At 62.9% G+C, this 24,152-nt stretch carries 25 protein-coding genes and 1 tRNA gene; 19 read left to right on the forward strand and 7 right to left on the reverse strand.

All coding sequences use genetic code 11. The features are described from left to right. Positions 1–7: 7 nt before the first annotated feature. Both E0473_RS10310 and E0473_RS10315 read left to right on the forward strand, forming a co-directional pair. A complete protein-coding gene (locus E0473_RS10310; RefSeq protein WP_137680755.1) occupies positions 8–946 on the forward strand; it encodes an ABC transporter ATP-binding protein in 939 nt (312 codons plus the stop codon). 139 nt (positions 947–1,085) lie between these two features. Next, complete coding sequence (locus tag E0473_RS10315) at positions 1,086–2,945, forward strand: GGDEF domain-containing protein (protein WP_241657443.1); 1,860 nt, start codon at positions 1,086–1,088, stop codon at positions 2,943–2,945. 103 nt (positions 2,946–3,048) lie between these two features. Here E0473_RS10315 and E0473_RS10320 read toward each other — a convergent pair whose 3' ends face one another. Continuing rightward, the gene (locus E0473_RS10320) at positions 3,049–3,639 is read right to left on the reverse strand and encodes a DUF1989 domain-containing protein (RefSeq protein WP_137680757.1); all 591 of its coding nucleotides are present in this window, start codon (positions 3,637–3,639) and stop codon (positions 3,049–3,051) included. 16 nt (positions 3,640–3,655) lie between these two features. Then, positions 3,656–4,330: a guanitoxin biosynthesis heme-dependent pre-guanitoxin N-hydroxylase GntA gene (gntA, locus tag E0473_RS10325; protein ID WP_137680758.1), complete on the reverse strand. Its 675-nt coding sequence runs from the start codon at positions 4,328–4,330 to the stop codon at positions 3,656–3,658. 171 nt (positions 4,331–4,501) lie between these two features. On the opposite strand from gntA, the gene nadB reads away from it, so the two are divergent. Next, positions 4,502–6,088, forward strand: coding sequence for an L-aspartate oxidase (gene nadB / locus E0473_RS10330; RefSeq protein WP_137680759.1), 1,587 nt, complete (start codon positions 4,502–4,504; stop codon positions 6,086–6,088). Positions 6,089–6,218: 130 nt separating this feature from the next. Beyond that, positions 6,219–7,982, forward strand: a complete 1,764-nt coding sequence (locus E0473_RS10335) for a methyl-accepting chemotaxis protein (protein ID WP_137680760.1) — start codon at positions 6,219–6,221, stop codon at positions 7,980–7,982. Positions 7,983–8,019: 37 nt separating this feature from the next. On the opposite strand, the gene E0473_RS10340 is transcribed toward E0473_RS10335, so the two are convergent. Continuing rightward, positions 8,020–8,259 carry a hypothetical protein gene (locus E0473_RS10340; RefSeq protein WP_241657444.1) on the reverse strand — a complete coding sequence of 80 codons (240 nt, stop codon included), beginning with the start codon at positions 8,257–8,259 and terminating at the stop codon, positions 8,020–8,022. A gap of 540 nt (positions 8,260–8,799) precedes the next feature. Between E0473_RS10340 and E0473_RS10345 the strand changes: the two genes are divergently transcribed. From E0473_RS10345 to E0473_RS10390, 11 genes are all read left to right on the forward strand, one after another. After that, a complete protein-coding gene (locus E0473_RS10345; protein ID WP_137680761.1) occupies positions 8,800–10,839 on the forward strand; it encodes a ribonucleoside-diphosphate reductase subunit alpha in 2,040 nt (679 codons plus the stop codon). 126 nt (positions 10,840–10,965) lie between these two features. Next, on the forward strand, positions 10,966–11,265 hold the full coding sequence (locus E0473_RS10350; RefSeq protein WP_137680762.1) for a hypothetical protein: 300 nt from the start codon (positions 10,966–10,968) through the stop codon (positions 11,263–11,265). A gap of 127 nt (positions 11,266–11,392) precedes the next feature. Further along, positions 11,393–12,457, forward strand: coding sequence for a ribonucleotide-diphosphate reductase subunit beta (locus tag E0473_RS10355; protein WP_137680763.1), 1,065 nt, complete (start codon positions 11,393–11,395; stop codon positions 12,455–12,457). 9 nt (positions 12,458–12,466) lie between these two features. Continuing rightward, positions 12,467–13,153: a hypothetical protein gene (locus E0473_RS10360; RefSeq protein ID WP_137680764.1), complete on the forward strand. Its 687-nt coding sequence runs from the start codon at positions 12,467–12,469 to the stop codon at positions 13,151–13,153. Between the two features lie 108 nt (positions 13,154–13,261). After that, the gene (locus E0473_RS10365; RefSeq protein ID WP_137680765.1) at positions 13,262–13,507 is read left to right on the forward strand and encodes a hypothetical protein; all 246 of its coding nucleotides are present in this window, start codon (positions 13,262–13,264) and stop codon (positions 13,505–13,507) included. Between the two features lie 70 nt (positions 13,508–13,577). Continuing rightward, positions 13,578–13,724 (forward strand): hypothetical protein, encoded by a 147-nt coding sequence (locus tag E0473_RS15510; RefSeq protein ID WP_162848945.1) that lies wholly within the window; start codon positions 13,578–13,580, stop codon positions 13,722–13,724. 111 nt (positions 13,725–13,835) lie between these two features. After that, positions 13,836–14,081: a hypothetical protein gene (locus E0473_RS10370; RefSeq protein ID WP_137680766.1), complete on the forward strand. Its 246-nt coding sequence runs from the start codon at positions 13,836–13,838 to the stop codon at positions 14,079–14,081. A gap of 81 nt (positions 14,082–14,162) precedes the next feature. Then, a complete protein-coding gene (gene argB / locus E0473_RS10375) occupies positions 14,163–15,062 on the forward strand; it encodes an acetylglutamate kinase (protein ID WP_137680767.1) in 900 nt (299 codons plus the stop codon). 99 nt (positions 15,063–15,161) lie between these two features. After that, a complete protein-coding gene (locus E0473_RS10380) occupies positions 15,162–15,455 on the forward strand; it encodes a YggT family protein (RefSeq protein WP_137680768.1) in 294 nt (97 codons plus the stop codon). Positions 15,456–15,472: 17 nt separating this feature from the next. Further along, positions 15,473–16,231, forward strand: coding sequence for a hypothetical protein (locus tag E0473_RS10385; RefSeq protein WP_137680769.1), 759 nt, complete (start codon positions 15,473–15,475; stop codon positions 16,229–16,231). Positions 16,232–16,234: 3 nt separating this feature from the next. Beyond that, positions 16,235–16,855: a MarC family protein gene (locus E0473_RS10390; protein WP_137680770.1), complete on the forward strand. Its 621-nt coding sequence runs from the start codon at positions 16,235–16,237 to the stop codon at positions 16,853–16,855. A gap of 24 nt (positions 16,856–16,879) precedes the next feature. Here E0473_RS10390 and E0473_RS10395 read toward each other — a convergent pair whose 3' ends face one another. Together E0473_RS10395 and E0473_RS10400 are read right to left on the reverse strand one after the other, a co-directional pair. Beyond that, a complete protein-coding gene (locus tag E0473_RS10395; RefSeq protein WP_241657445.1) occupies positions 16,880–17,503 on the reverse strand; it encodes an LON peptidase substrate-binding domain-containing protein in 624 nt (207 codons plus the stop codon). Positions 17,504–17,519: 16 nt separating this feature from the next. Further along, positions 17,520–18,428 (reverse strand): tetratricopeptide repeat protein, encoded by a 909-nt coding sequence (locus tag E0473_RS10400; protein WP_137680936.1) that lies wholly within the window; start codon positions 18,426–18,428, stop codon positions 17,520–17,522. 193 nt (positions 18,429–18,621) lie between these two features. Here E0473_RS10400 and E0473_RS10405 point away from each other — a divergent pair. Then, positions 18,622–18,696, forward strand: a tRNA-Gly gene (locus E0473_RS10405). Positions 18,697–18,763: 67 nt separating this feature from the next. On the opposite strand, the gene E0473_RS10410 is transcribed toward E0473_RS10405, so the two are convergent. Next, on the reverse strand, positions 18,764–20,725 hold the full coding sequence (locus E0473_RS10410) for a glycoside hydrolase family 127 protein (protein ID WP_137680771.1): 1,962 nt from the start codon (positions 20,723–20,725) through the stop codon (positions 18,764–18,766). Positions 20,726–20,829: 104 nt separating this feature from the next. Beyond that, positions 20,830–22,314, reverse strand: a complete 1,485-nt coding sequence (gene pyk / locus E0473_RS10415; RefSeq protein ID WP_137680772.1) for a pyruvate kinase — start codon at positions 22,312–22,314, stop codon at positions 20,830–20,832. A 52-nt stretch (positions 22,315–22,366) separates the two neighbouring features. Between pyk and E0473_RS10420 the strand changes: the two genes are divergently transcribed. The 3 genes from E0473_RS10420 to E0473_RS10430 all read left to right on the forward strand — a co-directional run bounded on the left by E0473_RS10420 (position 22,367) and on the right by E0473_RS10430 (position 24,142). After that, positions 22,367–22,678 (forward strand): DUF1244 domain-containing protein, encoded by a 312-nt coding sequence (locus E0473_RS10420; protein ID WP_137680773.1) that lies wholly within the window; start codon positions 22,367–22,369, stop codon positions 22,676–22,678. Between the two features lie 92 nt (positions 22,679–22,770). Next, on the forward strand, positions 22,771–23,007 hold the full coding sequence (locus E0473_RS10425; RefSeq protein WP_119591694.1) for a DUF2312 domain-containing protein: 237 nt from the start codon (positions 22,771–22,773) through the stop codon (positions 23,005–23,007). Positions 23,008–23,188: 181 nt separating this feature from the next. Beyond that, positions 23,189–24,142, forward strand: a complete 954-nt coding sequence (locus E0473_RS10430; protein ID WP_137680774.1) for a hypothetical protein — start codon at positions 23,189–23,191, stop codon at positions 24,140–24,142. Positions 24,143–24,152: the final 10 nt, after the last annotated feature.

Raw genomic sequence — 24,152 nt, forward strand, 5'->3', positions numbered from 1 at the left:
ATGCGCCATGAGCGAGGCAGCGATTGAAATCCGCGATGTGGTGAAGCGTTATGCAGGGTCCGGCAAGGCTGAGCCCAAGCTGGCGCTCAAAGGTCTTTCCTTCGATGTGCCGCAGGGCGGCGTGTTCGGCCTGCTTGGTCCCAACGGTGCGGGCAAGTCGACCCTGATCAACATCATGGCCGGGCTGGTCAACAAGACTTCGGGTTCGATCAGCATCTGGGGCCACGATATCGACACCAACCCGCGCAATGCGAAGCTCTCGATCGGGATCGTCCCGCAAGAAATCGTGTTCGACCCGTTCTTCACCCCGTTCGAGGTGCTGGAGAATCAGGGCGGGATGTACGGCATCGCCAAGGCGCTGCGCCGTTCCGAAGAGCTGCTGCGCGCGGTGCGGCTGGAAGACAAGCGCGACGCCTATGCGCGCACGCTGTCGGGCGGGATGAAGCGGCGCCTGCTGATCGCCAAGGCCATGGTTCACTCGCCGCCTATCCTCGTGCTCGACGAGCCGACCGCAGGCGTCGATGTGGAACTGCGGCGGCAGTTGTGGGAGCTGGTGCAGGAACTGAACGCGCAAGGCGTCACCGTGGTCTTGACTACGCACTATCTCGAAGAGGCCGAGCAACTGTGCGACCGCATCGCGATCATCAATCATGGCGAACTGGTGGCCAACAAGCCCACCGCCGAGCTCATCGGCCAGATGGGCGAGAAGATCGTTGCCGTAACGGTCGACAAGGATGTGACCGAGCTGCCGTCCGACCCGCATTTCCGCAAAGTGGAAAAGGCGGGTGAGCGTCTGATCGAAGTCACCTACGACAAGCGCGAGAGCAACGCGGGCAAGGTGCTGGCGCGGCTTCAGGAGGCCGGCTTTGCAATCGAGGACGTGACGACGCGCGAGGCTGACCTCGAAGACGTGTTCGTGCAGCTGACCAGCACCAGAGAGGGCTGAGCGAGGCTAGCGCACTGCGGAGCACTAAGAGGTTCCACTATGCCTGCCGAATTGTAACCATTGCTAAAGGCCCGGTGCGTAAGAAAATTGCGTGCGAGAACTGGGCTCTTTTTGGTTGCCGCCAGCATGCCGATGGCACGTGTTCGCCATTCTGATTGCGGCCTTCGTCGCACTGGAAAGCCAGGCGGTTTTCGCGCGTTGCCTTGGTAGCGACGACCCGGTCGTTACCCGGGCAGAGATCGAGGTTGGGCGCGATCCTGTCGCCGCGGTTGCCATCATCGCAAGAGAAATCGCCGATACCAATCCGAGACAAGAGCTCCGCATAGCCGAGCTATATGCCGTGCAGACCATCGCTCTTGCGATGAGCGGGAAATTCGGCACGGATCTCGATGATAAGGCGCGTCATGCGCTCGCGACGCTCGCTTCGTCCGACCATCTGCGGTTGTTCCGGCGCGTCGATGACATACGCCAGGTGGAGGATCGCGGCGAACGCGCGCAGATGTTTGAAGGGCTGGCGCGCGATGTGCGCTCGTTGCCGCCGGGCAGCGGTGCCAGGGTCTGCCGGGCGCTCGATCTGGCCTATAACTTTGCCGAGGTCGACAGGCCGCGTGAAGCGTTCTCCTTTGCGGCGCAGGCCTATCGCAACAGCGTCGGCGAGGGCATCTCGGTGCCCAGAGCGCAGGCGGCTTCAATGCTCGCCTATTTCGTCTCGCTCGGGTACGATTTCGACTTCGCGAAGCAGCTGCATTCGGAAGCTCTCGAAATACAGCGCGCCCTGGACATGAGCGATCTGGCCGCGAACGAGCTTGTCATGCGTGGCTATACCGAGCTTTCTGCCGGTGACTGGCAGAGCGCGCTGGGCGATTTCGAGGCTTCGACCGCTTGGGCGCGCCAGGTGGGCAACGACTATGCAGTCGCCTATGCGCAGCTCGGCATGTGCCGCGCCGCGCTGCAGGGCGAGGCCTTTGCACAGGTAAGCAGCGCCTGCGAGGCGGCCTATGCGGCCTTGACGGACAGCGGAGAACTCATGCGGTTTGCGGCCACTGCGCTGATGGCCCGGTTGCTGGTCGAACGCGGTGACGCAGCCGGAGCCCTGCGTCTGCTCGATCCGCTGATCGCAAACGAAACCGAGACGGCGCAGGAGAGCGATCTGATCCTGGCGCTGAAAACGCGTGCCCGGGCCCTCGCCTTGCTGAACCGGAATGGTGAGGCCTACGCCGATTTGCGCAGAGCCGCTGAAGTGGCGGAGGCCCACTACGAGTTGGAGCAGCAAAGCGGGTTAACGGCCATGCGGGCGCGCTTCAAAACGGAGGAACTGGAGGGCAGTCTAGCACATGAGCAACGCAGAAGCGAAGCGCGCTTGCGGATGGTTGCTGTCGTTATCGTCGGGGCGATCATCATCTTTTCCCTGCTTGGCGCAATCGTGTTCATCCTGCTGCGCCACCGGCGCCGGTTTCGCGATCTCGCCATGACTGACCCGCTGACCGGCCTTCGCAATCGCCGGGCCACGCTGGAACGGGCCGACGAGGCGTTGCGCAACACCAGCCCGGCAAGGCCGCGCGCGTCGCTGGCGGTGATCGATGTCGACCACTTCAAGGTCTGCAACGATACCTATGGTCACGAGGCAGGCGATCAGGTGCTGAGCACTTTTGCCAAAATCATCGAAGGCAAGGTGCGGCCGGGCGACGTTGTCGGGCGCTGGGGCGGGGAGGAATTCCTGCTGATCGCGCCCGGGGCCACCGAGCAGGAGACGGCGCAGATTATCGACCGCATTCGCACTGCCGCGGATCAGGAGCGGTTCGACTTTTCGTCAGGCTATCGGCTGCGGTTCAGCGCAGGTGTCGCCAGATTGAACGAGGCCGAGCGGATAGACGAGTGTATCTCGCTTGCCGACAAAAGGCTCTATCGCGCGAAGGAGCAGGGCCGCGATCGGACGTGCACTGGCGATGAAGAAGGGGATCACGGCCCGACCGCGGAAGAGGGGCTCCAGCCCGGCTGATCGCGCGCGCGGTTGCACAGGAGCGGGCGCGCGGAGATGCCGGGGTGTGGTGTGACGAAAAACTTGCGCAGCCTCGAAGCTGCGGCACTGACGCTCCCTCGCCTCACGCGATGGCATAGTCGATCGGCTTGAAACTGCCACCATTCGATGAATAGGCCGAGCAGGCGGTCAGCCCGATAATTAGATCCATTTGCGCGCGCAGGCTGATCGAATCGCCTGCGCGGCTGACCGGGGGCTCGACGCTGAGGCTGCCATCTGAGGCGAGTGGGACGTTCATGAACACGTTGAAGGCGACCGGGATCGCATCGGGGACGACCCCATAGGGGGCGAGCGCTTCGGCGAGGTTTCCGAAGCACCCGCGGTGGACGGGCATTTCGGGATAGAAATGGCGGAAAGTGGCTTCGCTGCAAGGCGTCAGCAGGAAATCGTGGCAGCCGACGCTGTCATGCTCGATCTTGAGCATCGGATTGGAGCGGTTCGACCAAAGCACGTTGCCCGTGGTGAGGCTGATTGTTTCCTCGTAATCGAAAGTTCGCCCGTTCGAGATGACCTCGCCTACATCTCCCTCGCGGAAGGCAAGAAGATCGGCGACCTGCACCCCCTCTGGGTCAGTCACGGTGAGAAGTTGTCCGGCCTCAAGCCGGAAGGCAGTGCCGCTGCGCGGTGCGATACGGTTGGTGGTGGCGGTGGGCATTGCTGGTTCCTTTCGTTCAGGCGCGCGGATCGCGAAACGGGCACACCCAGTCCGCATCGACGCGTCGGCCACTGTACTGCGGTGCGGCACTGCCCTCGCCGTGACGCACCAGCATCGGATTGATGTCCCCTGCAAGGGCAACGTCGCGCTGGAGAATCGCCTCGCGCATTCGTTCGTAGCGCCCCTCTTCGCGCAGCCGCTCGAACTGGTCGTGGACGTTGAACACCATCGTCGGACGCGGAAACCGGCGCGCCGGGCGTGAGGCGTGCGGATGGAGGCCCACCACGAAGAAGGCCTCGCCGCCGAAGCTGACCGAGAACTTGGGGTCTTGCGGATCGCCACTCGTCGATCGGTCGAACGACTGGCCGCGCCAGGCATCCTTGTCGGCGAGCGACTGGAGCCGCTCCCACATTGCGTCTTCGAACGCCGTTTCACTCATATCCTTCGGTCCTTCGAACACCACGGCAAAGCTGCGCAGGTCCCCGCGCCCGTCACGTTCGGGCGTCTGCCGGCGATAGGCCCAGGCCCACTCCATCAAGGCGGCCTGGATCGCCACATCGTTCCACGCGCTCGTCAGGTCTCGGCAGGTCATCACCTTGAGCAATCCCTTGGCGAGCGCCGACTTGGCGCCCACGCAGGGGAAATCGGGTGCCCGGATCGGTTTCAGGAATTCTTCTACGATGTCGGACATATATACTCCGGAACGATTCCTGAAGATAAACGCCTTGCTGCACAGATGGGTCCGTTCGCCTGTCGCTGCTCGCCTATGCTGCGATGGTGCAGAGGTCGAAAACTGCTGCGAAAGCCGATGGCGGCAGGCGTGGCGCTTGTGTGTCGTCTCCGCAGACGCCATTACCGCGCGATGACAGACAAGCCTTACGACGTCCTCATTATCGGCTCTGGCGCGGCCGGCCTTACCGCTGCGCTCACGCTCGCCACGAAGCTCAAGGTGCTGGTGCTGGCCAAGGGCAAGCTCACCAGCGGCTCCACCGCCTGGGCGCAAGGCGGCATCGCTGCCGTGCTCGATGCGGGCGACACGTTCGAGAACCATATCCGCGATACCATGGTCGCAGGCGCCGGGCTGAACGATCGCGAGACGGTCGAGTTCGTGATTTCGCACGCGCCAGAGGCGATCGACCGTTTGTGCGAACTGGGCGTGCCGTTCAACCGCGAGAGCGACCACCTCCACCTTACTCGCGAGGGCGGCCATTCGCACCGCCGGATCGTCCATGTCGACGATGCCACCGGCTGGGCGGTCCAGGCGGCCTTGCTCAAGGCGGCGGAAGAAAACCCCAATATTACCCTCCTGCCCAACCAGACCTGTGTGGAGCTGATCACCGGACGGCACGAGGAGCGCTACTCAGGCTCGGGCCGGGTCTGGGGCTGCTATGCTCTCGACACCGAAAGCGGCAAGGTCGTCGCCCACACCGCGCGCGCCACGGTGATGGCGAGCGGCGGGGCGGGGCGCGTTTACCAGTTCTCCACCGCCCCGCGCGGGGCCACGGGCGATGGCATCGCCATGGCCTGGCGGGCAGGCGCGCGCGTCTCCAACATGGAAATGATGCAGTTCCACCCCACCTGCCTTTACAACCTCGAGGTCAAGAACTTCCTCATCACCGAGGCCGTGCGGGGCGAAGGCGGGCACCTGCTACACCCCGAGACCGGTCACCGCTTCATGGTCGACTACGATCCCGAGCGCATGGAGCTGGCCCCGCGCGACGTCGTGGCCCGCGCGATCGACGATCAGATCAAGCGCTATGGTCTCGACTATGTCCATCTCGACATCAGCCACCAGCCGCCCGAGTTCGTGATGGAGCATTTCCCCACCATCTACGACAAGCTCGAAACGCTCGGCATCGACATGACGAAGGAGCCGATCCCGGTCGTACCCGCGCAGCACTATACCTGCGGCGGGATAGTGATCGATCTGGAGGGACGCACCGACCTGCCCGGCCTCTATGCGGCGGGCGAATGCACCGAGAGCGGGCTGCACGGGGCGAACCGCCTTGCGTCCAACAGCCTGCTCGAATGCTTCGTATTCGGCGATGCCGCCGCGCGCGACATCCTCGCGCGGTGGGACCGTTTCGAGGCTGTGCCGCCGATCCGCGGCTGGGACGAAAGCCGCGTCACCGATTCGGACGAAGAGGTGGTGATCAAGCAGAACTGGACCGAAATCCGCCGCTTCATGTGGAACTATGTCGGCATCGTGCGCACCACCAAACGGCTCGAACGCGCGGCGCACCGGATCAAGCTGCTGCACACCGAGGTGGAGGACTATTACGGCCACTTCACCGTCACCACCGACCTCGTTGAGCTGCGCAACCTGCTGCAATGCGCTGACCTGATCGTGCAGAGCGCGCTTAAGCGGCACGAGAGCCGGGGGCTGCACTCTATCCTCGATTATCCGCAGACCGCACCGCTACCCGTCGATACGGTGCTGGTGCCCTGAACAGGCCGAACGGGTTAACGCAAAGCGAACGCAAGTTTCGACGGCTATAGGTGATATCATTTATGTAAGCAGGCGATCTTGCGAAATGGGCTGCCGATAGGGGACGCATTGCAATCAAAAAGGGAATGCAATGCTGATTAAGAAGCAGGTCCAGCTCGGTAGCCGCATTATCATGGTGCTGATCGCACTCGCGGTCGCCATGACGGTGGTGACTATCGCGCTGGTGCGCTTCGGCGGCCCGATGACGCGGGAAAACACGCTGCAAGACGCCTTGCTGGCCGACATTCTGCCGCCGCCGGCCTACAGTGTAGAGCCATACCTGCTGACCACGCTCATGGCATCGAACCCTGCGCGCGGCTCCCAATATCTCGAGCGGCTCGAAGTTACCCGCAGTGAGTTCCGCGAACGCAAGCAGTTCTGGACCGACAGCGATCTTCCGGCCGAACTGACCGATCAGGTCGCAGCCACGATGGCTTCGGCAGACGCGTTCTGGGATGTTGTCGACAACCGTTTCTTGCCGGCATTCAAGGCTGGCGATCAGGCCGCGATGCGCGCCATTCAGGAAGGCGAGCTGGCCCGCGCCTACGAAGCGCAGCATGGCCACGTGCTGACGCTGGTCGAGATGTCGAACGCCTACCGCAAGACAATGGTTGCGGAAAACTACTGGCTCACCGCCGTTCTGCTGGCGGTTGCGGGTGCTCTGGCGCTCGCGCTGGTCGCCGCAGTGGTCTATGCCGCGCGGGCAATCCGCCAGCGTGCTATCGAGCCTATGGTCCGGATTTCGGGCGCAATGGAAGCCATGGCCCAAGGCGACCTCACGCAGCAGGTGGAGGGCGCCAACAGGCAGGACGAGATTGGCGCCATGGCCGGCGCACTGGAAACTTTCCGGCAGGCTGCGATTGCACAGCGCGCGGGTGAGGCCGAACAGCGTCAGGTTGTCGGGGCGCTATCGGAAGGCATCACGGCTCTGGCCGACAAGAACCTCACCTTCCGCTTCGCCACCCCGTTCCCCGGCACTTACGAAAGTCTGCGCGCCGATTTCAATCGTGCGCTCGAAGCCCTGTCGCAGGCGCTGGAAACGGTCAGCTCGGGCGCTGGCAATGTGCAGCAATCGATCGCCGAAATCCGATTGGCAACCGAAGACCTTGCCTCGCGCAACGAGGTACAGTCGTCGCGTCTTGCCGAAACCGCCCAGGCACTGACCCAGGTAACCGGCGCGATTGGAAAGGTTTCGCAGGACGCGGTAGCCATGCACGGCTCGATGGACGACACGCAGGCGCGGGCCAGCGAGGGACACCGGGTGGTCTCGCGGGCGGTGAATGCGATGAACGCGATCGAACAGTCCGCGCAGGATATCGCCAAGATCGTGGAAGTGATCGACGGCATCGCCTTCCAGACAAACCTCCTCGCGCTGAATGCCGGGGTCGAGGCGGCGCGTGCAGGCGAATCCGGCAAGGGCTTTGCGGTCGTCGCAACCGAGGTGCGTGCTCTTGCCCAGCGCTCGGCCGAAGCGGCCGAAGAGATTCGGGCCCTCATTGCGAACAGCGCCTCCGAAGTGGCAGAGGGCGTCAAACTGGTCGGTGCCAGTGGCACCAACCTTGACGAGATCGTCACCGCGGTTGGCAAGATGAGCGCACTCGCGGGGGACATCGCGCGTTCGGCCGAGGAGCAATCGCAACGTCTGCACGAGGTCGACCGGGCCACGGCATCCATGGACCAGATGACGCAGGCCAATGCCGCCATGGTCGAAGAATGCTCTGCCTCGACCCGCTCGCTGTCGCACGAGGCAGACGCGCTGATCGAGCAGGTGCAGGTCTTTCGGACCGATAGCGCCGATCACAAAGGCAGCGACCGTGTGCGCGCAGTTTCGGTGATGCAGGATCTCGCGGCCTGAGGGTTGCCCGCCAACCTCTCGCGTTGTGGTGGGGGCTTTAGTCCCCCATCATCAGCAGCAGAAACCAGCTTAGCGCGGTGCCGCCGAGGAACAGATACCAGCTCCAGTAGAGCTTCATGTCGATCCCGTACTGGGCCAGATTGACATCGAGCCGATGTACGGCGAGCATCCCGCCGGTCGCGCCGCCCGAGCCCATGAACAGGGCGACGAGCAAGCTCAGGAAAATTCCGAAGGGTATGGCCTTGAGCAAGGCAATCATCGTCGCGATCTCCTGCATTGCGGCAAGGGCAACCGGCGGTGCCCGCGTGCTCGACGGGCTTTGCGGTTAGCGTAAACAGGGTTAAGAAATCCTTGCCTGCGCAGCTTTGTTACGGCGTTCGATTCGAATGCTAGGCAAGGCAAAAATGGCGGAGATATTTTTCCGCAGCTGCGTTTTTGGTCTTGCATCGGCCAAGACCCGAGGACGCTCCACGCGTCGCGGTGTGTTGCTTGGGTATAGCACCCGGTGCAGCTGGCGTCTGGCGGACGCAAAACTGGCTTCAGCCTATTGCGTCTCGGCACGCACCGATTCACTATGGGTTGTGGTTATGCCGCGAGTGACACCCACTCCCTAGATGAACTCCTACGCAACTGCCCGGGGCAGGCGAGCGAGGATTCGGGGCGAAACAAGGGGTTGGCGGTCAAGGCCACGGGGGCACGGGTTCTTGAAAAACGGGTGGCAAGGTGATTGTCGCTTGTTTGGAACATGTGCGGAACATATCATGTGTGGCAGCGGCCTTGTCCGGTGTTGCAAGCAAGGGCCTGGAGCAAGACGCAAATGGAATTTCGCAACACCGACGAGGCGAACTTGGCACTTGATGAGACGACGGGCGCGGCCACTGGCGCGCCGAAGGAAAAGAGCAGGAAGGCAGTGACGATGGACCGCAAGGACCAGGGCAGCGAACAGCTGGTGGATGCCGATGCCGTGGCCAGCGCGGTTTCCGGCGCGATGGCCGGTGCGGCAGAGGCGGTGACGCAGGCCGCCAAGGCCGATTCGAAGACCGTGAACCCGCGCCGGTTCACCATTGTCACCGACGCCGCCCGCGATGCGAACCTCACCGATTTCGGCAAGGAAACGCTGAAGGACCGCTACCTGCTCCCGAACGAGACCTATCAGGATCTGTTCGCGCGCGTGGCCGATGCCTATTCGGACGATCAGGAGCACGCCCAGCGCATCTACGATTATATCTCGAACTTGTGGTTCATGCCCGCCACCCCGGTGCTCTCGAACGGCGGCACCGGGCGCGGCCTGCCGATCTCGTGCTACCTGAATTCGGTGTCCGACAGCCTTGATGGCATCGTCAACACCTGGAACGAGAACGTGTGGCTGGCCTCGAAGGGCGGCGGCATCGGCACCTATTGGGGCAATGTGCGCGGCATTGGTGAGCCGGTTGGCCTTAACGGCAAGACCAGCGGCATCATCCCTTTCGTGCGCGTGATGGACAGCCTCACGCTGGCGATCTCGCAGGGCTCGCTGCGGCGCGGCTCGGCGGCCTGCTACATCGACGTGCACCACCCGGAAATCGAGGAGTTCCTTGAAATCCGCAAGACCAGCGGCGACTTCAACCGCAAGGCATTGAACCTGCACCACGGCGTGCTGCTGACCGACGCCTTCATGGAGGCCGTGCGCGCGGGCGAGGACTTCGAACTTCTGAGCCCGAAGGACGGCTCTGTGCGCGGCAAGGTCAATGCCCGCTCGCTGTTCCAGAAGCTGGTCGAGGTGCGGCTCGCCACGGGTGAGCCCTATATCGTCTTCTCCGACACCGTGAACCGGATGATGCCCAAGCATCACCGCGAGCTGGGCCTCAAGGTTTCCACCTCGAACCTGTGCTCGGAAATCACGCTGCCCACCGGGATCGACCACCTCGGCAACGACCGCACCGCGGTGTGCTGCCTCTCCTCGCTCAACCTTGAAAAGTGGGACGAGTGGAACACCGACAAGCAGTTCATCGAAGACGTGATGCGCTTCCTCGATAACGTCCTGCAGGACTATATCGACCGCGCGCCTGACGAGATGGCCCGCGCCAAGTATTCGGCTGCGCGTGAGCGGTCGGTCGGCATGGGCGTGATGGGCTTCCACTCGTTCCTGCAGATGAAGAGCATCGGCATGGAAAGCGCCATGGCCAAGGCGTGGAACCTCAAGATGTTCAAGCACATCAACGCCAAGGCCAACGAGGCTTCGTTGATGCTGGCGCAGGAGCGCGGGCCGTGCCCCGATGCGGCGGAAGTGGGCGCGATGGAGCGGTTCAGCTGCAAGATGGCGATCGCGCCGACCGCGTCGATCAGCATCATCTGCGGCGGCACCTCGGCCTGTATCGAGCCGATCCCCGCCAACATCTACACCCACAAGACGCTTTCGGGCAGCTTCGTGGTGAAGAACCCGTACCTGGAAAAGGTGCTCGACAAGAAGAGCAAGAACTCCACCAACGTGTGGAATTCGATCCTCGAGAAGAACGGCTCGGTCCAGCACCTCGACTTCCTGACCGCGGAAGAGAAGAACACCTTCAAGACCAGCTTCGAAATCGATCAGCGCTGGCTGCTCGAATTCGCCGCCGACCGCGCGCCGTTCATCGATCAGGCGCAGAGCCTGAACCTGTTCATCCCCGCCGATGTCGACAAGTGGGATCTGATGATGCTGCACTTCCAGGCGTGGGAGAAGGGCATCAAGTCGCTCTATTACCTGCGGTCGAAGTCGGTGCAGCGCGCCGGGTTCGCGGGCGGGGTCGAGGCCGACAACACGCCCGATGCGCAGAAGTTTGAACTCAGCGCGCAGGGCGGCGACCAGACCGACTACGAGGAATGCCTCGCCTGCCAGTAAGGCGCAGGGCAAGCTGATCAGGCGGCGGCGAACCTCGCGCGGGTTCGCCGCCGTTTTGGCATGGGGCAAGTCCGGATGGGGCTCCGCAAGCCAGCGTTAACCGCCCGCTGTTATGCCAAACCCACCATGAAACCGCGCGCGAAACGATTTCCGACGCACCACGGCTACGGCGAGGTCAAGATCTCACGGTATCTGGCGCTTTATGCGGTGCTGCTCGGATGGGTCGGGCTCGGGGTCTATCTTTACATCACGGCCCGCTGGCCCTCGACCTGCAGGCCCGACGATCTGTTCGAAATCTATGCCTGCTCGATCCGCCTGCCCGAAAGCGGCCAGTGGCGCGAGGCGGGCTTGCTCACATGGCTGTGGGGCACGCCGATCCTGATCGCGCTGGAAATATCGCGCCGGGTAGGGCGTTCGCAGGACTGAGCCGCGTTCCCTCACTGTTCTTGCGCTGAGCTGCGTCTTATCCCCGCCGAATCACCCCGGCCCGGCTTCGAAAATGGTCGCCGAATCGCTATATCGTCGCTTCGCAATCAACCCAGGGGACCACAACATGTCGCTGCTCGAAGCCCGCAAGACCTACAAGCCGTTCGAATACCCCTGGGCCTACGAGTTCTGGAAGCGCCAGCAGCAGGTCCACTGGATGCCCGAGGAAGTGCCGCTCGGCGAGGACTGCCGCGACTGGGCGCAGAACCTCACCGATCACGAGCGCAACCTGCTCACGCAGATCTTCCGCTTCTTCACTCAGGCCGATGTCGAGGTGCAGGATTGCTACCACGAGAAATACGGCCGCGTGTTCAAGCCGACCGAGGTCAAGATGATGCTCGCGGCTTTCTCGAATATGGAGACGATCCATATCGCCGCCTATTCGCACCTGCTTGACACCATCGGCATGCCCGAAAGCGAATATGGCATGTTCCTCGAATACGAGGAGATGAAGGCCAAGCACGACTATCTGCAGGAATTCGGCGTCGACAACGACGAGGATATCGCGCGCACGCTGGCGATGTTCGGCGGTTTCACCGAGGGGCTGCAGCTGTTCGCCTCGTTCGCGATGCTGATGAACTTCCCGCGCTTCAACAAGATGAAGGGCATGGGGCAGATCGTCAGCTGGTCGGTGCGCGACGAGAGCCTGCACTGCGAGGGCATCACCCGCCTGTTCCACGCCTTCTGCGCCGAGCGTGACTGCCTCACCAAGCCGGTGAAGGAAGACATCATGGACATGTGCCAGAAGACGGTGCGGCTGGAAGATGCCTTCATCGACCTCGCCTTCGAGCAGGGCCCGGTGCCCGGCATGACGGCGAAGGAGATCAAGAAATATATCCGCTACATCGCCGACTGGCGGCTGAGCCAGCTGGGCCTGCCCGCGATCTACATGATCGACGAGCACCCGCTGCCCTGGCTGACCCCGCTGCTGAACGGGGTGGAGCACGCCAACTTCTTCGAGACCCGCTCGACCGAATATTCGAAGGGTGCGACCAAGGGCAATTGGCAGGACGTCTGGGCGAGCTTCGACAAGCGCCAGAACGCGAAAGCCGTCGCCGCGAACGAGGGCGAGGAAGAGACCGGGCCGGATATGTTCGGTGAGGTTTCCGGCGGGAGCGTTGCGGCGGAGTAGGGACTGCGCGTGAATTCAGGAAATCATTTCGCAGACATTAAGTCATGGCTAGATAATCAGAATCTCGCAAGAGATGAGGTTCACGGGTTGCTTGATAGATATCGAGAGCAGCATGAGGGGCCGTTCGTGGAATCAAATAGGTTCTTCGTGGCGTCCATGATTTTTTCGGCCTTGTTCTTTTTGAAGTATTTCGGAATTGATTTTAATATAAAGATATTTGAGCTTGATTTCGTCGACATTCCAAATTCGTATTTCTTTTTCCCTTTGTTTTCTATAGTTTGCTTTTCTTACGCCGCCTTAAGGGCGGCTGATGCTACCTATTACCAACATCTGATTAAGTTGATTTCGAAGATAAAGCTTGGGGACAGGGAAAAAGTCATTGCTCGAGGATATTTCGGAGGAGCAATGATCTCTGGTAACGTTATTGACGTGTGGAAATCGTTGCCGGGTTCAGGATTCAAGTTTTGGTACCTCGCATTCGCCACGACCTCTGGTGCGGTGATTCTTGCTGTGTGCCTAATTCCATATGTGACGGGTTTTTTCTTCCTGTTTAGTGTGGAGCCCATCGGAACTGAAACCGAAGTTTTGGTGCAACGACTTGTTATGGTATTTTTCTTGGTGGCTGCTATAAGCTGTGGTGGCTATGCTTTAGCTATGCAGTCGCTTGACAGCGCTTTAGAAGAGGCGGTTGTATAAGAAATCTTTTGCTGCAGCTTATTTCATCTCCCTTCCCAGAAGCAGGAGGGATCATCAGCGCCAGCCACACCACCAAACCTTAACCCTCCCCATGTCATATCCGCCGCCATGTTCGGCAAGTACCAGGCAGTCTTTCGCAGCCGCTGGCGGGCGTTGCTCTGGGCGGGTGGGGTCTGCCTGACCGCCTATTGCGCCGTCCCCCATGCCGACGATGGCCCCGAAAACGACGCCGACGCTCAGGCCGAGGAGCAGGCGGTCGCCGCGCTGGTCGAGGCAGCGGGCGGCTCCGCGGAAAGTTCTCCCAAAAAACACGTCAATCCCTGGGCCAAGCAGCCCGATAGCGAGCAGCCCTGACCCTCGCGCGCGTAAAGCGCGGAACCTCTCCTGCCCTTGCGAATTGCAAAATAAGGAAAGGAGCAAGTCGATGACTGACGCAAAGCACGAAACCACCGACGAAGATCGCCGCAAGGAACTGAAGGTTCTGCTCGACAAGATCGCCGCCCACCCCGAACACGAGATGACCGCCGAGCGCGAGCGGGTTGCCGTCCTCAAGAAGGTTCTGGCCGACTGACGCTCGCAAACGGGCGCGCCAGGTTTGGTTTGCTCAACATTGCACTGGCCAGCGCCGCGCCGCACGGGCATCATCCGCGCCGTGCCCACTGAACGCTTCAAGGAGACCCCAATGCGTCGTATTTCCGCCCGCACCGCCACCGTTCTTGCGCTTTCCGGTGCCTTTGCGCTCGCCGCCTGCCAGAGCGAAGAGACCGAGCCGACCACCGAAGTCGAAACCGTGGATATGAGCGGCGGCGAACTGATCGCCACCCCTGCCGATGAAGAGGCGGTCGATGTCGATCTGCCTGAAACGCCGATGACCCCGGTTGGCACCGGCGCGCCCGAGATTTCGGAAAGCTCCGAAGAGGGCATGTAATCCCCTGCGCGGGCCGTGCCGGATCGGTCTAGGCCCTGATCGGTCTAGGCTTTGCCTTCCCGACCGGCTAAGGCCCGCGCCATGACCCAGACCACCGAAAAACAGATGCTTGCCAAGGCCGAGACGCTGATCGAGGCGCTGCCCTATTTCCAGCGTTATGCCGGGCGCAGCTTCGTGGTGAAATATGGCGGCCACGCGATGGGCAATCCCGATGCCGCGCGCGACTTCGCTGAAGATATCGTGCTGCTGAAAGCCGTGGGGATCAACCCGGTGGTGGTCCACGGCGGCGGCCCGCAGATCGGTGCCATGCTCAAGAAGCTGGGCGTGGAAAGCGAGTTCGTCGGCGGCCTGCGCGTGACCGATCAGCAGACCGCTTCGGTGGCCGAAATGGTCCTTTCGGGTGCGATCAACAAAGAGCTGGTGAGCTGGATCAACCGCGCCGGCGGCACCGCGATCGGCCTTTCGGGTAAAGATGGCAAGATGGTCCGCGCCGAGAAGGTCAAGCGGACGGTCAAGGATCCCGACAGCCAGATCGAACAGGCGGTGGACCTGGGCTTCGTGGGTGAGCCGAAGGAGGTCGACACCACCGTGCTCAACACGCTGAGCGCGGCGGGCATGATCCCGATCATCGCCCCCATCGCCACCGACGGCCACGGCCAGACCTACAATATCAACGCCGACACCATGGCAGGCGCCATCGCGGCGGCGCTGGGCGCGGCGCGGCTGTTCCTGCTGACCGATGTGGCGGGCGTGCTCGACAAGGAGGGCACGCTGCTCACCGATCTGCGCCCGCACGATATCGCGCGGCTGGAAGATCAGGGCGTGATCACCGGCGGAATGATACCCAAGCTGCAAACCTGCGTGCAGGCGGTCGAGGCCGGGTGTGAGGCGGCGGTGGTGCTCGATGGGCGTGTGCCCCATGCGATGCTTCTCGAATTCTTCACCAGTCGCGGGGCAGGTACGCTGGTCAGCAAAGGCTGAGGGCGGTTTGCGCCACACGCATTGCGTGTTACTCAGTTGATACACCTCGTCCGAACGCCTAAACTGGCGCACGGGACGTAGACATAAAGGGTTTTGCCAGTGTTGCTTCTGACCTTGTCGCAGATCGTCGGCTATCTGATTTCGATCATCATCTTTCTGGTAATCGTGCAGTTTGTCCTCAGTCTGCTGATGGCCTTCAATGTGATCAACACCTCGAACGATTTCGTGGTGGCTATCTACCGTGCGGTGAATGCACTGCTCGATCCGCTGCTCGGGCCGATCCGCAAGATCATGCCGAACACGGGCGCGATCGACTTCTCGCCGCTGGTGCTGATCGTGGGCTTGCGCGTGCTCGATATCGTGCTCACCAACGCGGCCATGTCGACGCTCTGACGCGTGCCTGCTGCCCGATGCTGACGCGTACTTTTCTTACCGCTGGCTGCCTCGCCCTGCTGGCGAGCTGCGCGAGCGGGGGGCAGCAGCGCCGCAACGAGCGGGCCAGAATCGCGGAGCGGGCGCTGGATAACGCCGGTGTCAGGGCCGATCCGGGCCGCGCCGCCGCCGCCGACTTTGCCTTCGCCCGGATGGCCCGCGACGAAGGCCAGTGGACCGCCTTTCGCGAATATGCCGCGCCGGACGCGCGAATGGTCATTGGCGGCGAAGCGGTAGACGCGCGCCAGTTTCTGGGCGGGAGGGCCGATCCGGCGCAGTCGATAGCCTGGGCTCCGCGTGAGGTATGGTCGAGCTGCGATGGATCGCTTGCGGTCAGCTTCGGGCGCTATAGCGATGCTGAGGGCGTAATCGGCCGCTATGCTACCGTGTGGCAGCGCCGCCGCGACGGTTCCTACAGGTGGACCTATGATATCGGCACGCCCGATGTCCCGCAGCCGCCGCCACGTCCGCCAGAGGCCGAACCCGATGAGGACACGATCATCGTCGGCGCGCTGCAGGCGATCACCGCGAGCACCGCCGATTGCGAGCAGGGCGCGGATCGTCCCGAGCGGCTTGCCGGAGATTCGTCCGATGTGCTCACCCGCTCGCGCGATGGCACGCTGGCCTGGCGGGTCGATCAGACCGGGCCGGAAAGCTGGCGCATGGTGGTCGAATGGCAGCGCGACGGCAAGTGGCAGGAAGCGCTTGCCTTCGCCGTGCCGGACAGGGAGGAATAGGCGATGATCGAACTGTTCATGTCGGCCTTCGTGACGCTGTTCGTGGTGATCGACCCTCCTGGGTGCGCGCCGATCTATGCCGGGCTGACGGCCAACGCCACATCCGCCGCGCGTCGCTCGATGGCGATCCGCGCTTGCCTGATCGCGGCGGTGATCCTGCTCGGCTTCGCGCTGTTCGGCGAAGCGCTGCTGGCAGCGATGCACATTGAGCTTGATGCGTTTCGTGTGGCGGGCGGGATCATGCTGTTCCTGATCGCGCTCGAAATGGTGTTCGAAAAGCGCACCGAGCGCCGCAACGACCGCGCCGACCGGGTGCGCGAAGATCCCGAGCATGAGGACGTCTCGGTATTTCCCATGGCTATGCCGATGCTGGCGGGGCCGGGGGCGATCGCTTCGATCATGCTGCTGGCAGGCAACGCCAAGGGCGTGGAGGGCACGCTGGTGGTGCTGGCCGCGCTTGGCCTGGTGCTGGTTCTGACCTTGATGGCGCTGCTCGCAGCGAGCCCGCTGATGCGCGTGTTCGGCGACAAGGTGGAGGCGGTGATTACGCGGTTGCTGGGCGTGCTGCTGGCCGCGCTCGCAGCGCAATATGTGATCGACGGATTGCGGGATTCGTTTTCGTAAGCCGGCCCGGATGGGGCTGCGTAACTACTGAAGAGTCACATTCCCCTCATCGGGGTCGCCCTTGCCGAAGAATTCCATCAGCTGCACCAAGAGATCGCAGCGAATCCTCAGGTTGGGCGCTTCGAGCAACGCCTGCTTCGCTGCCGCGTCGAACGGCGCGATTTGCGAGACGCCGTTTACCAATGACACGTCGTCCAGGCGCGCGACCGAATCCCAGTCGATCTCGTATCCTTGCGCCTTGGCGAATTTGCGCGACTCGTATTCGAATGCGGCGCGCTCGCCCAAGGTGAGCATTTCATCCTCGGGCTCTTCGATCAGCTCGGCCTCGATCTGGCGGAACGGCGTGGTTACCTCCAGCTCGCGCAGCAGGCGGAACCGGCTCTCGCCCGTGAGGAGGATATTGTAGCGGCCGTCTTCGCTTGTCTCCACCTCGGAAATCCGGCCCACGCAGCCCACTTCGAAAAGCGGCGTATCATCATCCGGGTCGCTCGGCTGGATCATCGCGATGCGGCGATCACGCGCTAAGGCATCGCCCACCATCGCACGGTAACGCGGCTCGAAAATGTGCAACGGCAGGTGCAGCCCCGGATAGAGGATGGCCCCGGTCAACGGGAAGATCGAAAGGCGGACCTTGCTCATCTGTCCCATCGCGGCCGCTCCCGCCTCACCCGAACAGCAACAAGGATAGCTTGCGACGCTGGGTTGCAACCCAGGGATCTTCCAGCCCTACCGCTTCGAAGAACTGCAACAGCTTGGCCTTGGCCGCACCATCGCCGCCTTCCGGTTCCCGCCCGATGGCGGCGAGCAGGGTGTCTGCCGCAAGATCGCGGTCGCTAGCGGCAAAGGCCGCTTCGGAATAGGCGATCTGCGCCTCGGCATCGTCGGGGCTGGCCTCTGCGGCTTGCCGCAGCGCGGAAAGTTCCTCGGTATCGACCTGCGGCCCGGCCAGATCGAGCGCGGCCTTGGCCTGCGCCAGCGCGGGATCGTCCTTCACGGTGTCGGGCAGCTCTGCGAAGGCGGCCTTGGCCTCTTCCGTCATGTCGGCGGCCAGCAGCGCGCGAATGAGTCCCGAATGCGCAGCGGCATTGTCGGGCGCCATCTGCGCGATCTGCATGAAGATCGAGCCGGCGCGCTGGGCATCACCGCCTGCCAGCACCTCTTCACCCATGGCAAGCAGCTGGTCGATGTCGGGCGCGGCCTCGTCACCTGCGGCGCCCGGCGTTACCGGCACCTGCGCGAGGATCTGGTCCAGCGCGCCCTTCAATTGCGATTCGCTGCGCGCCGGGGTGAGGTCGGCCACCGGCTGGCCCTGAAAGATGGCATAGACCGTAGGAATTGACTGGACCTGAAACTGGCTGGCGATGAAGCCTTCTTCATCGACATTGATCTTGGCCAGCACCACGCCCTTTTCGGCATATTCGGCGCAGACCTTCTCCAGCACCGGGGTCAGCGCCTTGCACGGGCCGCACCATTCGGCCCAGAAATCCACGATTACGAGCTTGTTCTGGCTGGGATCGACCACTTCCTTGCGGAATCGCTCCACCGCTTTCTGTTCGTCGATATTGAGGCCCATACTTGCCACGTCGTGTGCTCCCGTCGGCGTTTTCGGTAAGATGCCAATGTGGGCCTTTTGCGCGATTTGTGAAGGGCAGAGCGCGCAAATGAGCGGTTCTGCAAAAAGGCGCATTTTTCCGCTTGCAGGGGCGAATAACCGCTGCTAGTTGCGCCGCTCCCCACCGGGGCTTCGGCTTCGGAAACGTCAGTGAGCGGGCGTAGCTCAGGGGTAGAGCATCACCTTGCCAAGGTGAGGGTCGGGCGTTCGAATCGCCTCGCCCGCTCCAGTTTTCAGGGAAGTCCCGACGCAAACGCGCCGGGTATCCTCCGAAAATCAAACTCTTCGCCTGCCCCTCAGGCCGTGTGTGGCGACAGATCCCAGTAGGTCGCATAGCGCTGATGCGCGATGCGGTGATAGGGAACCAGCGTCACTTCGCTGCCATCGGTGGCTTTGACCGCGAAGGTCAGCGGCGCACCGCCCGCGGCGGGCGCGATTCGCCCCGCCACGTCCTCGGGGCTGCCGGTAAGGCGCGGCACCTGCACCGGCGCATCGTTGTATTGGCCATACTTGCGCTCGTTGATCACGATGTCGGCACCGGGGGGCAGGGCCTCCTCGCCGAGCTCCGCAGCTAACACGAGCGGGCCGTAGGTGAAGGCGGCGATATGCGGTGCGGCAGCCAGCGGCTCTGCGGTTACGGCCATTTCCAGCACCAGTTCGACCGTGTCGCCATCGCGCCAACGCTGCGCGACATCGAGATAGCGGCCGGGCTGATCGGATGCGATCACTGGCTCGCCGTTGACAATTACGCGGGCGGTCGGGCTCCAGCCCGGATGCCGCAGCTTGAGTGTCAGCTCTTTCGGCTGATCGAGCGTCCACGTCAGCCGCGTGGCCGGTTCCTCGGGAAAGCGGGTATCCTGAGTCAGCGCCGCGCCGTGCTCGTGCCATTGCACCGAGGAGGGGATCAGCAGGTTCACCCACAAGGTATTGCCAGCGTGGAAGTAGATCGAATCGCGATATTTGACGTGGTTCTCCATGCCGGTGCCGGTGCAGCACCAGAAGCTGTCTTCCGGCGTGTGATACAGCTTCATGTATCCGGGCCGCGCGCCCTGGAAATAGGTCGCCATTCCGCTGTCCGGGTCTTGCGAGGCGAGGATGCCGTTGAACAGCGTGCGCTCGTAGAAATCGGCATAGTCGGCGCGCGGCTGGGTGAGGAACAGTGCGCGGGTGAGCTTTGCCATGTTATGCTGGCAGCAGGTTTCCGAGCCCTTGGCCGAGAACACATGGTCGGCCACATCGGCCATGGCAAAAAAGTGCTCGTTATCGCCGTGTCCGCCGGTCGCGTAAGACCGGGTGCGGGTGACGGTTTGCCAGAAGAACTCTGCGGCTGCGTGATAGCCCTCATCCGCTCCGATCTGCGCGACCCGCTCGAAACCGACGACCTTGGGCACTTGCGTGTTGGCGTGCAGGCCATCGAGGTGATCGTGTTCGCGTGTCAGCGGCACCAGCAGCGCCTTGTGCGAGAAGCTTTCGGCCAGCGCGCGGTATTCAGGCTTGCCGGTCATCGCGTAAAGGTCGGCGTAGATTTCATTCATGCCGCCGTGCTCGGTGGCCAGCATGGCCTCGAACTGAGCGTCAGTAAGGTCTCTGGTCGCGACGACACCCCAGTCGGCAAGCCGCAGCAACACCTCGCGCGCCGTCTCGCTCCCAGCGAGTTCGGCGCCGTCGCGCAGGCCCGCGTAGACCTTGTGGAGCGTGTACCACGGCACGCCGGTGATCGGCTCGCCGGCGATATGCGCCGCAACCAGCGCTGCGCCTTGCGGGAAGGCTGTCACCAGCCCGCTGCCTGCGGCCTCCTGGCAGGCAGCCAGCTCGCTCGCGATATAGTCGATCCGTTCACGATAGTCGGGCGTGCCGGTCGCGCGGTAGGCCAGCGCGCAGGCCGAGAGGTAATGGCCCAGCGTGTGCCCGTGACAGTTGATGTCGGCCCAGGTTGGCTCCGATTCCCAACCGCCGTAGACTGGGGCCTTCGGCTCCAAGCCGGCATTGACGCGGAAATTGTGCAGCATTCGGTCGGGCGACAGGCTGAGCAGATAGCGCTCCGTCATCCGCTGGGCGTGAAGGAACGGCCCTTCGTGAAGGGCCACGTCGGCCATGTCGAACGGCTGCGCCGCCAAAGCGGGGATATCTGCCGGAGTGGAAGCGGCGGCGAGAGCTTGCGCGCCGGCCGGTTGAGCGGCCGCGAGAGCAATCGCGCCCGACGCCGTGCCGGTGAGGAAGGCACGTCGGGAGGGGCGGGCAAAATCGGCGGCTATCATGGGCAAGTCCTCTCGTGGTCGGCTCTCTCGGCCGCACACTTACCCTATCAGCTTGATACCGCTATCAAAGCCGCTTTGTGAGCGCTGCTCTCCCCGGCGCGGCGCTAGTCTGTAAGCGCTTCGCCTTCGTATCCCTCAAGCTCGCTGCCATCGAGTGTGACGATATGGACGAGGTTGGTCGCGCCCGGCTGGCCGAACGGTACGCCCGCCATCACCGCCAGTTGCGAGCCGGACTCGCCAAGGCCGTTGCGCAGCGCCATGCGCTTGCCCTTGCCGACCATTTCTTCGAAACTTTCGATATCGCGCGTGGCGACCGCGTGCGCGCCCCAGAGCAGCGCCATCCGCCGCGCCACGCTCAGCTGCGGGGTCAGCGCCATCAGCGGCACGGCGGGCCGTTCGCGCGACACGCGCCGGGCAGATGAGCCGGACCAGGTGAACACGGCAATCGCATCGATGTCCATCGTATCGGCGATGTGCATACAGGCATTGGCCAGCGCATCGGCGGTGGTCTTGTCGGGCGGGGTTTCCAGAGCGCGAATGCGCGAGCGATAGCCATCGTCGCGTTCGACCTGACGCGCGATCGCGTCCATCATCATCACGGCCTCTTCGGGCCAGTCGCCAGCGGCGGTTTCGGCGCTCAGCATCACCGCATCGACCCCGTCGTAAACCGCATTGGCGACGTCGGAGACCTCGGCGCGCGTGGGCGTGGGGCTTTCGATCATCGATTCGAGCATCTGCGTTGCCACGATCACCGGCTTGCCGGTGAGCCGGGTGGCGTTGACGATTTTCTTCTGCAGCGGCGGCACTTCCTCGGGGTTCAGCTCGACGCCCAGATCGCCGCGCGCCACCATGATCCCGTCGGACTGAGCGATGATCTCATCGAGGCACTTCACCGCCTGAGGCTTTTCGATCTTGGCGCAGAGGAAGGCGCGCTTCTCGCCCTCTGGTGTGAGCATCAGGTCGCGCGCCTCGATCAGATCTTCCGGACGCTGGACGAAGCTCAGGCCGATCCAGTCGACATTCTGATCGAGCGCAAAGGCGAGGTCGCGGCGATCTTTCTCGGTCAGCGCGGGGATCGGAATCTCGGCGTCGGGCACGTTCACGCCCTTGCGGTCGGAAATTACTCCGCCGACTTCGGCGGTGCAGACGATGGCTTCGGCGCTGGCGCTTTTCACGCGCAGGCGGATCTTGCCGTCGTTCACCAGCAACCGCTGGCCCGCCTCGATCACGCGGAAGATTTCATCGTGCGGAAGTTCGGCGCGGGTGGCGTCGCCCGGTGTCGGGTCACGGTCGAAGGTGAACGTGCCTCCGTGCGGGATCGTGGCGCGCCCGCCAGCGATCTTGCCGACGCGCAGCTTCGGCCCCTGCAGGTCGGCAAGGATCGCGATCGGGCGGCCGAACTCTGCCTCCAGCGCGCGGATCTTGGCGATCGTCTGCGCGTGGAATGCGTGCTCGCCATGGCTCATGTTGACGCGGAAGGCATCGGCACCGGCGCGGAACAAGGCGCGCAGCACTTCCGGATCTTCGGTGGCGGGGCCGGTGGTGGCAAGGATTTTGACCTTGCGGTTGCGGGGGGCGAATTTTGTCATCATCTGAACGCCTATCGCACCATCCCACGACAAGACAAGGACACATGAGACCATGAGCGACACACACGATCCGCTGGACCAGCTGCCCGACGACGTGGCGGCTGCCGCATTTCGCCGTCTGGTGCGCCATCTGCGCCACCGCCACGACGCGCAGAACATCGAGTTGATGGGGCTCTCGGGCTTCTGCCGCAATTGCCTTGCCGACTGGATTCGCGATGCCGGATACGAAGGCGACAAGGCCGATGCGCGCGCGCTGATTCACGGTATGCCGATGGACGAATGGAAGGCGAAATATCAGACCGAGGCCACCCCCGAGCAGCTTGCCCGAATGGACGAGAGCCTGAAAAAGAACGCACAAGATTAATCGCGCAGCGCGTGATCCGGGCCTTCACCCGGCGCTTATGGCTGGCTATCGGGCTGCCATTAACGATTCTCGAATTTTGATGGAGCACCCCGATGGCCGAAGCCACTGACGACCGCCTGCGCCTGCTGATCGAGCGCATCGAACGCCTCGAAGAAGAAAAGAAGGGCATCGCCGACGATATCCGCGACGTCTACGCCGAGGCCAAGGCTGTGGGTTATGACCCCAAGATCATGCGCCAGATCGTGCGCCTGCGGAAGATGGACCCGAACGACCGCAGCGAAATGGAAATGATCCTCGACACCTACAAGGCCGCGCTCGGGTTGGGGTGATTACGCCTGCTTGTGCATTGGCGGCGCCTGTGGAAGGCTGCTTGTGGGAAGGGGCTTTTCTATGGATCTACGGTGCACTGCCTTTGTAGCCGCGATTCTCGCGCTGACGCCTTTCGCCGGTCACGCGCAGGAGCGGATCGATCTGGATCCTGCCGCAAGCTGGGAACACCCGCATAGTCATGTGGTGGTGCCCGCCAAATGGGGCGGGTTGTCGCGAGAAGAGGCAATCGCCTTTGCCGACGACTTCCTCAATGTCGGTTTCCAGTTCGAAACTCCCGATACCGACGAGCTGCTGAGTCTTTATTTCTTTCGGCAAACCAGCGGCGCGGTGCCGGTCTGGATGGCACAGGCGCAGGCAGCGATCACGGCCCGCGGCAATTTTGGCATCCCGGAAATCGTCGGCTCGACAGAGGCTTTCGTGCCGCCCGGGCAGTCGCATGCCTCGGGTCTGAAGGCTGTCTTCAGACTTGGAGCCGAGGCACCGTTCCGCAGCACCGGTCTGGCCTTGTTCGCGCTTGACGGCTGGCTGGTCAAAGTGCGGGCATCCTCCGCACGGCGTACGCCTGCGGAGCTTGAGCAATGGATGCAGGCGGCAATCTCCGAGCTCGATCTGCCCACGGCAAATTCACCGGTCGCGATGCCCGTGATCGAATGCAGCGCGCCGCTGAGCTTCGATAATGCGGTGCAGGATGCTCCTGAGGATATTGGCGCCAACTTGCTCGGCGGCTTGATGAATGATCTGCTCCTGCAACAGGAGGATAAGCCGGAGACGCTTTCGGAAAAGACAGCCGGAGCCCAATGGTGCATCGATAGCACGCTCGGCGGAGTTCAGACCATCTATCGTGCCGATGAACAGACGGATGGATACTTGCTGGCGCTGGGTGATAGCGGGGTGGCCGTGCAAGTCTACCGCGACACGCTCAGCGGCCTGCTGTCTGAGCCCGGAAGTGCGGCCGCGCCGCGCTTCGACATCGCTTTGCACAATGCGAAGGTGAGCACACAGTTTGCTCCGCAGGACCGGTTACCTTCTCCGCAACGTGTCGCCGAGGTGATTAATGCAAGACGCATAGTCTCGCGGACGACCACTTGGGGCGACAAGCGCGATATCGAGATTACCGCGCCAGCTGAAGAATAGATCGGGGGCT

This window comes from Aurantiacibacter suaedae, assembly GCF_005434915.1.
Classification (GTDB): domain Bacteria; phylum Pseudomonadota; class Alphaproteobacteria; order Sphingomonadales; family Sphingomonadaceae; genus Alteraurantiacibacter; species Alteraurantiacibacter suaedae.

What these genes read in the sequence shown, in the direction of transcription:
- E0473_RS10310 (WP_137680755.1), top strand. Translation starts at nt 8, where the DNA reads ATGAGCGAGGCAGCGATTGAAATCCGCGATGTGGTGAAGCGTTATGCA.
- E0473_RS10320 (WP_137680757.1), bottom strand. Translation starts at nt 3,639, where the DNA reads ATGCCCACCGCCACCACCAACCGTATCGCACCGCGCAGCGGCACTGCC.
- gntA (WP_137680758.1), bottom strand. Translation starts at nt 4,330, where the DNA reads ATGTCCGACATCGTAGAAGAATTCCTGAAACCGATCCGGGCACCCGAT.
- nadB (WP_137680759.1), top strand. Translation starts at nt 4,502, where the DNA reads ATGACAGACAAGCCTTACGACGTCCTCATTATCGGCTCTGGCGCGGCC.
- E0473_RS10335 (WP_137680760.1), top strand. Translation starts at nt 6,219, where the DNA reads ATGCTGATTAAGAAGCAGGTCCAGCTCGGTAGCCGCATTATCATGGTG.
- E0473_RS10340 (WP_241657444.1), bottom strand. Translation starts at nt 8,259, where the DNA reads ATGCAGGAGATCGCGACGATGATTGCCTTGCTCAAGGCCATACCCTTC.
- E0473_RS10345 (WP_137680761.1), top strand. Translation starts at nt 8,800, where the DNA reads ATGGAATTTCGCAACACCGACGAGGCGAACTTGGCACTTGATGAGACG.
- E0473_RS10350 (WP_137680762.1), top strand. Translation starts at nt 10,966, where the DNA reads ATGAAACCGCGCGCGAAACGATTTCCGACGCACCACGGCTACGGCGAG.
- E0473_RS10355 (WP_137680763.1), top strand. Translation starts at nt 11,393, where the DNA reads ATGTCGCTGCTCGAAGCCCGCAAGACCTACAAGCCGTTCGAATACCCC.
- E0473_RS10365 (WP_137680765.1), top strand. Translation starts at nt 13,262, where the DNA reads ATGTTCGGCAAGTACCAGGCAGTCTTTCGCAGCCGCTGGCGGGCGTTG.
- E0473_RS15510 (WP_162848945.1), top strand. Translation starts at nt 13,578, where the DNA reads ATGACTGACGCAAAGCACGAAACCACCGACGAAGATCGCCGCAAGGAA.
- E0473_RS10370 (WP_137680766.1), top strand. Translation starts at nt 13,836, where the DNA reads ATGCGTCGTATTTCCGCCCGCACCGCCACCGTTCTTGCGCTTTCCGGT.
- argB (WP_137680767.1), top strand. Translation starts at nt 14,163, where the DNA reads ATGACCCAGACCACCGAAAAACAGATGCTTGCCAAGGCCGAGACGCTG.
- E0473_RS10385 (WP_137680769.1), top strand. Translation starts at nt 15,473, where the DNA reads ATGCTGACGCGTACTTTTCTTACCGCTGGCTGCCTCGCCCTGCTGGCG.
- E0473_RS10390 (WP_137680770.1), top strand. Translation starts at nt 16,235, where the DNA reads ATGATCGAACTGTTCATGTCGGCCTTCGTGACGCTGTTCGTGGTGATC.
- E0473_RS10395 (WP_241657445.1), bottom strand. Translation starts at nt 17,503, where the DNA reads ATGGGACAGATGAGCAAGGTCCGCCTTTCGATCTTCCCGTTGACCGGG.
- E0473_RS10400 (WP_137680936.1), bottom strand. Translation starts at nt 18,428, where the DNA reads ATGGGCCTCAATATCGACGAACAGAAAGCGGTGGAGCGATTCCGCAAG.
- E0473_RS10410 (WP_137680771.1), bottom strand. Translation starts at nt 20,725, where the DNA reads ATGATAGCCGCCGATTTTGCCCGCCCCTCCCGACGTGCCTTCCTCACC.
- pyk (WP_137680772.1), bottom strand. Translation starts at nt 22,314, where the DNA reads ATGACAAAATTCGCCCCCCGCAACCGCAAGGTCAAAATCCTTGCCACC.
- E0473_RS10420 (WP_137680773.1), top strand. Translation starts at nt 22,367, where the DNA reads ATGAGCGACACACACGATCCGCTGGACCAGCTGCCCGACGACGTGGCG.
- E0473_RS10425 (WP_119591694.1), top strand. Translation starts at nt 22,771, where the DNA reads ATGGCCGAAGCCACTGACGACCGCCTGCGCCTGCTGATCGAGCGCATC.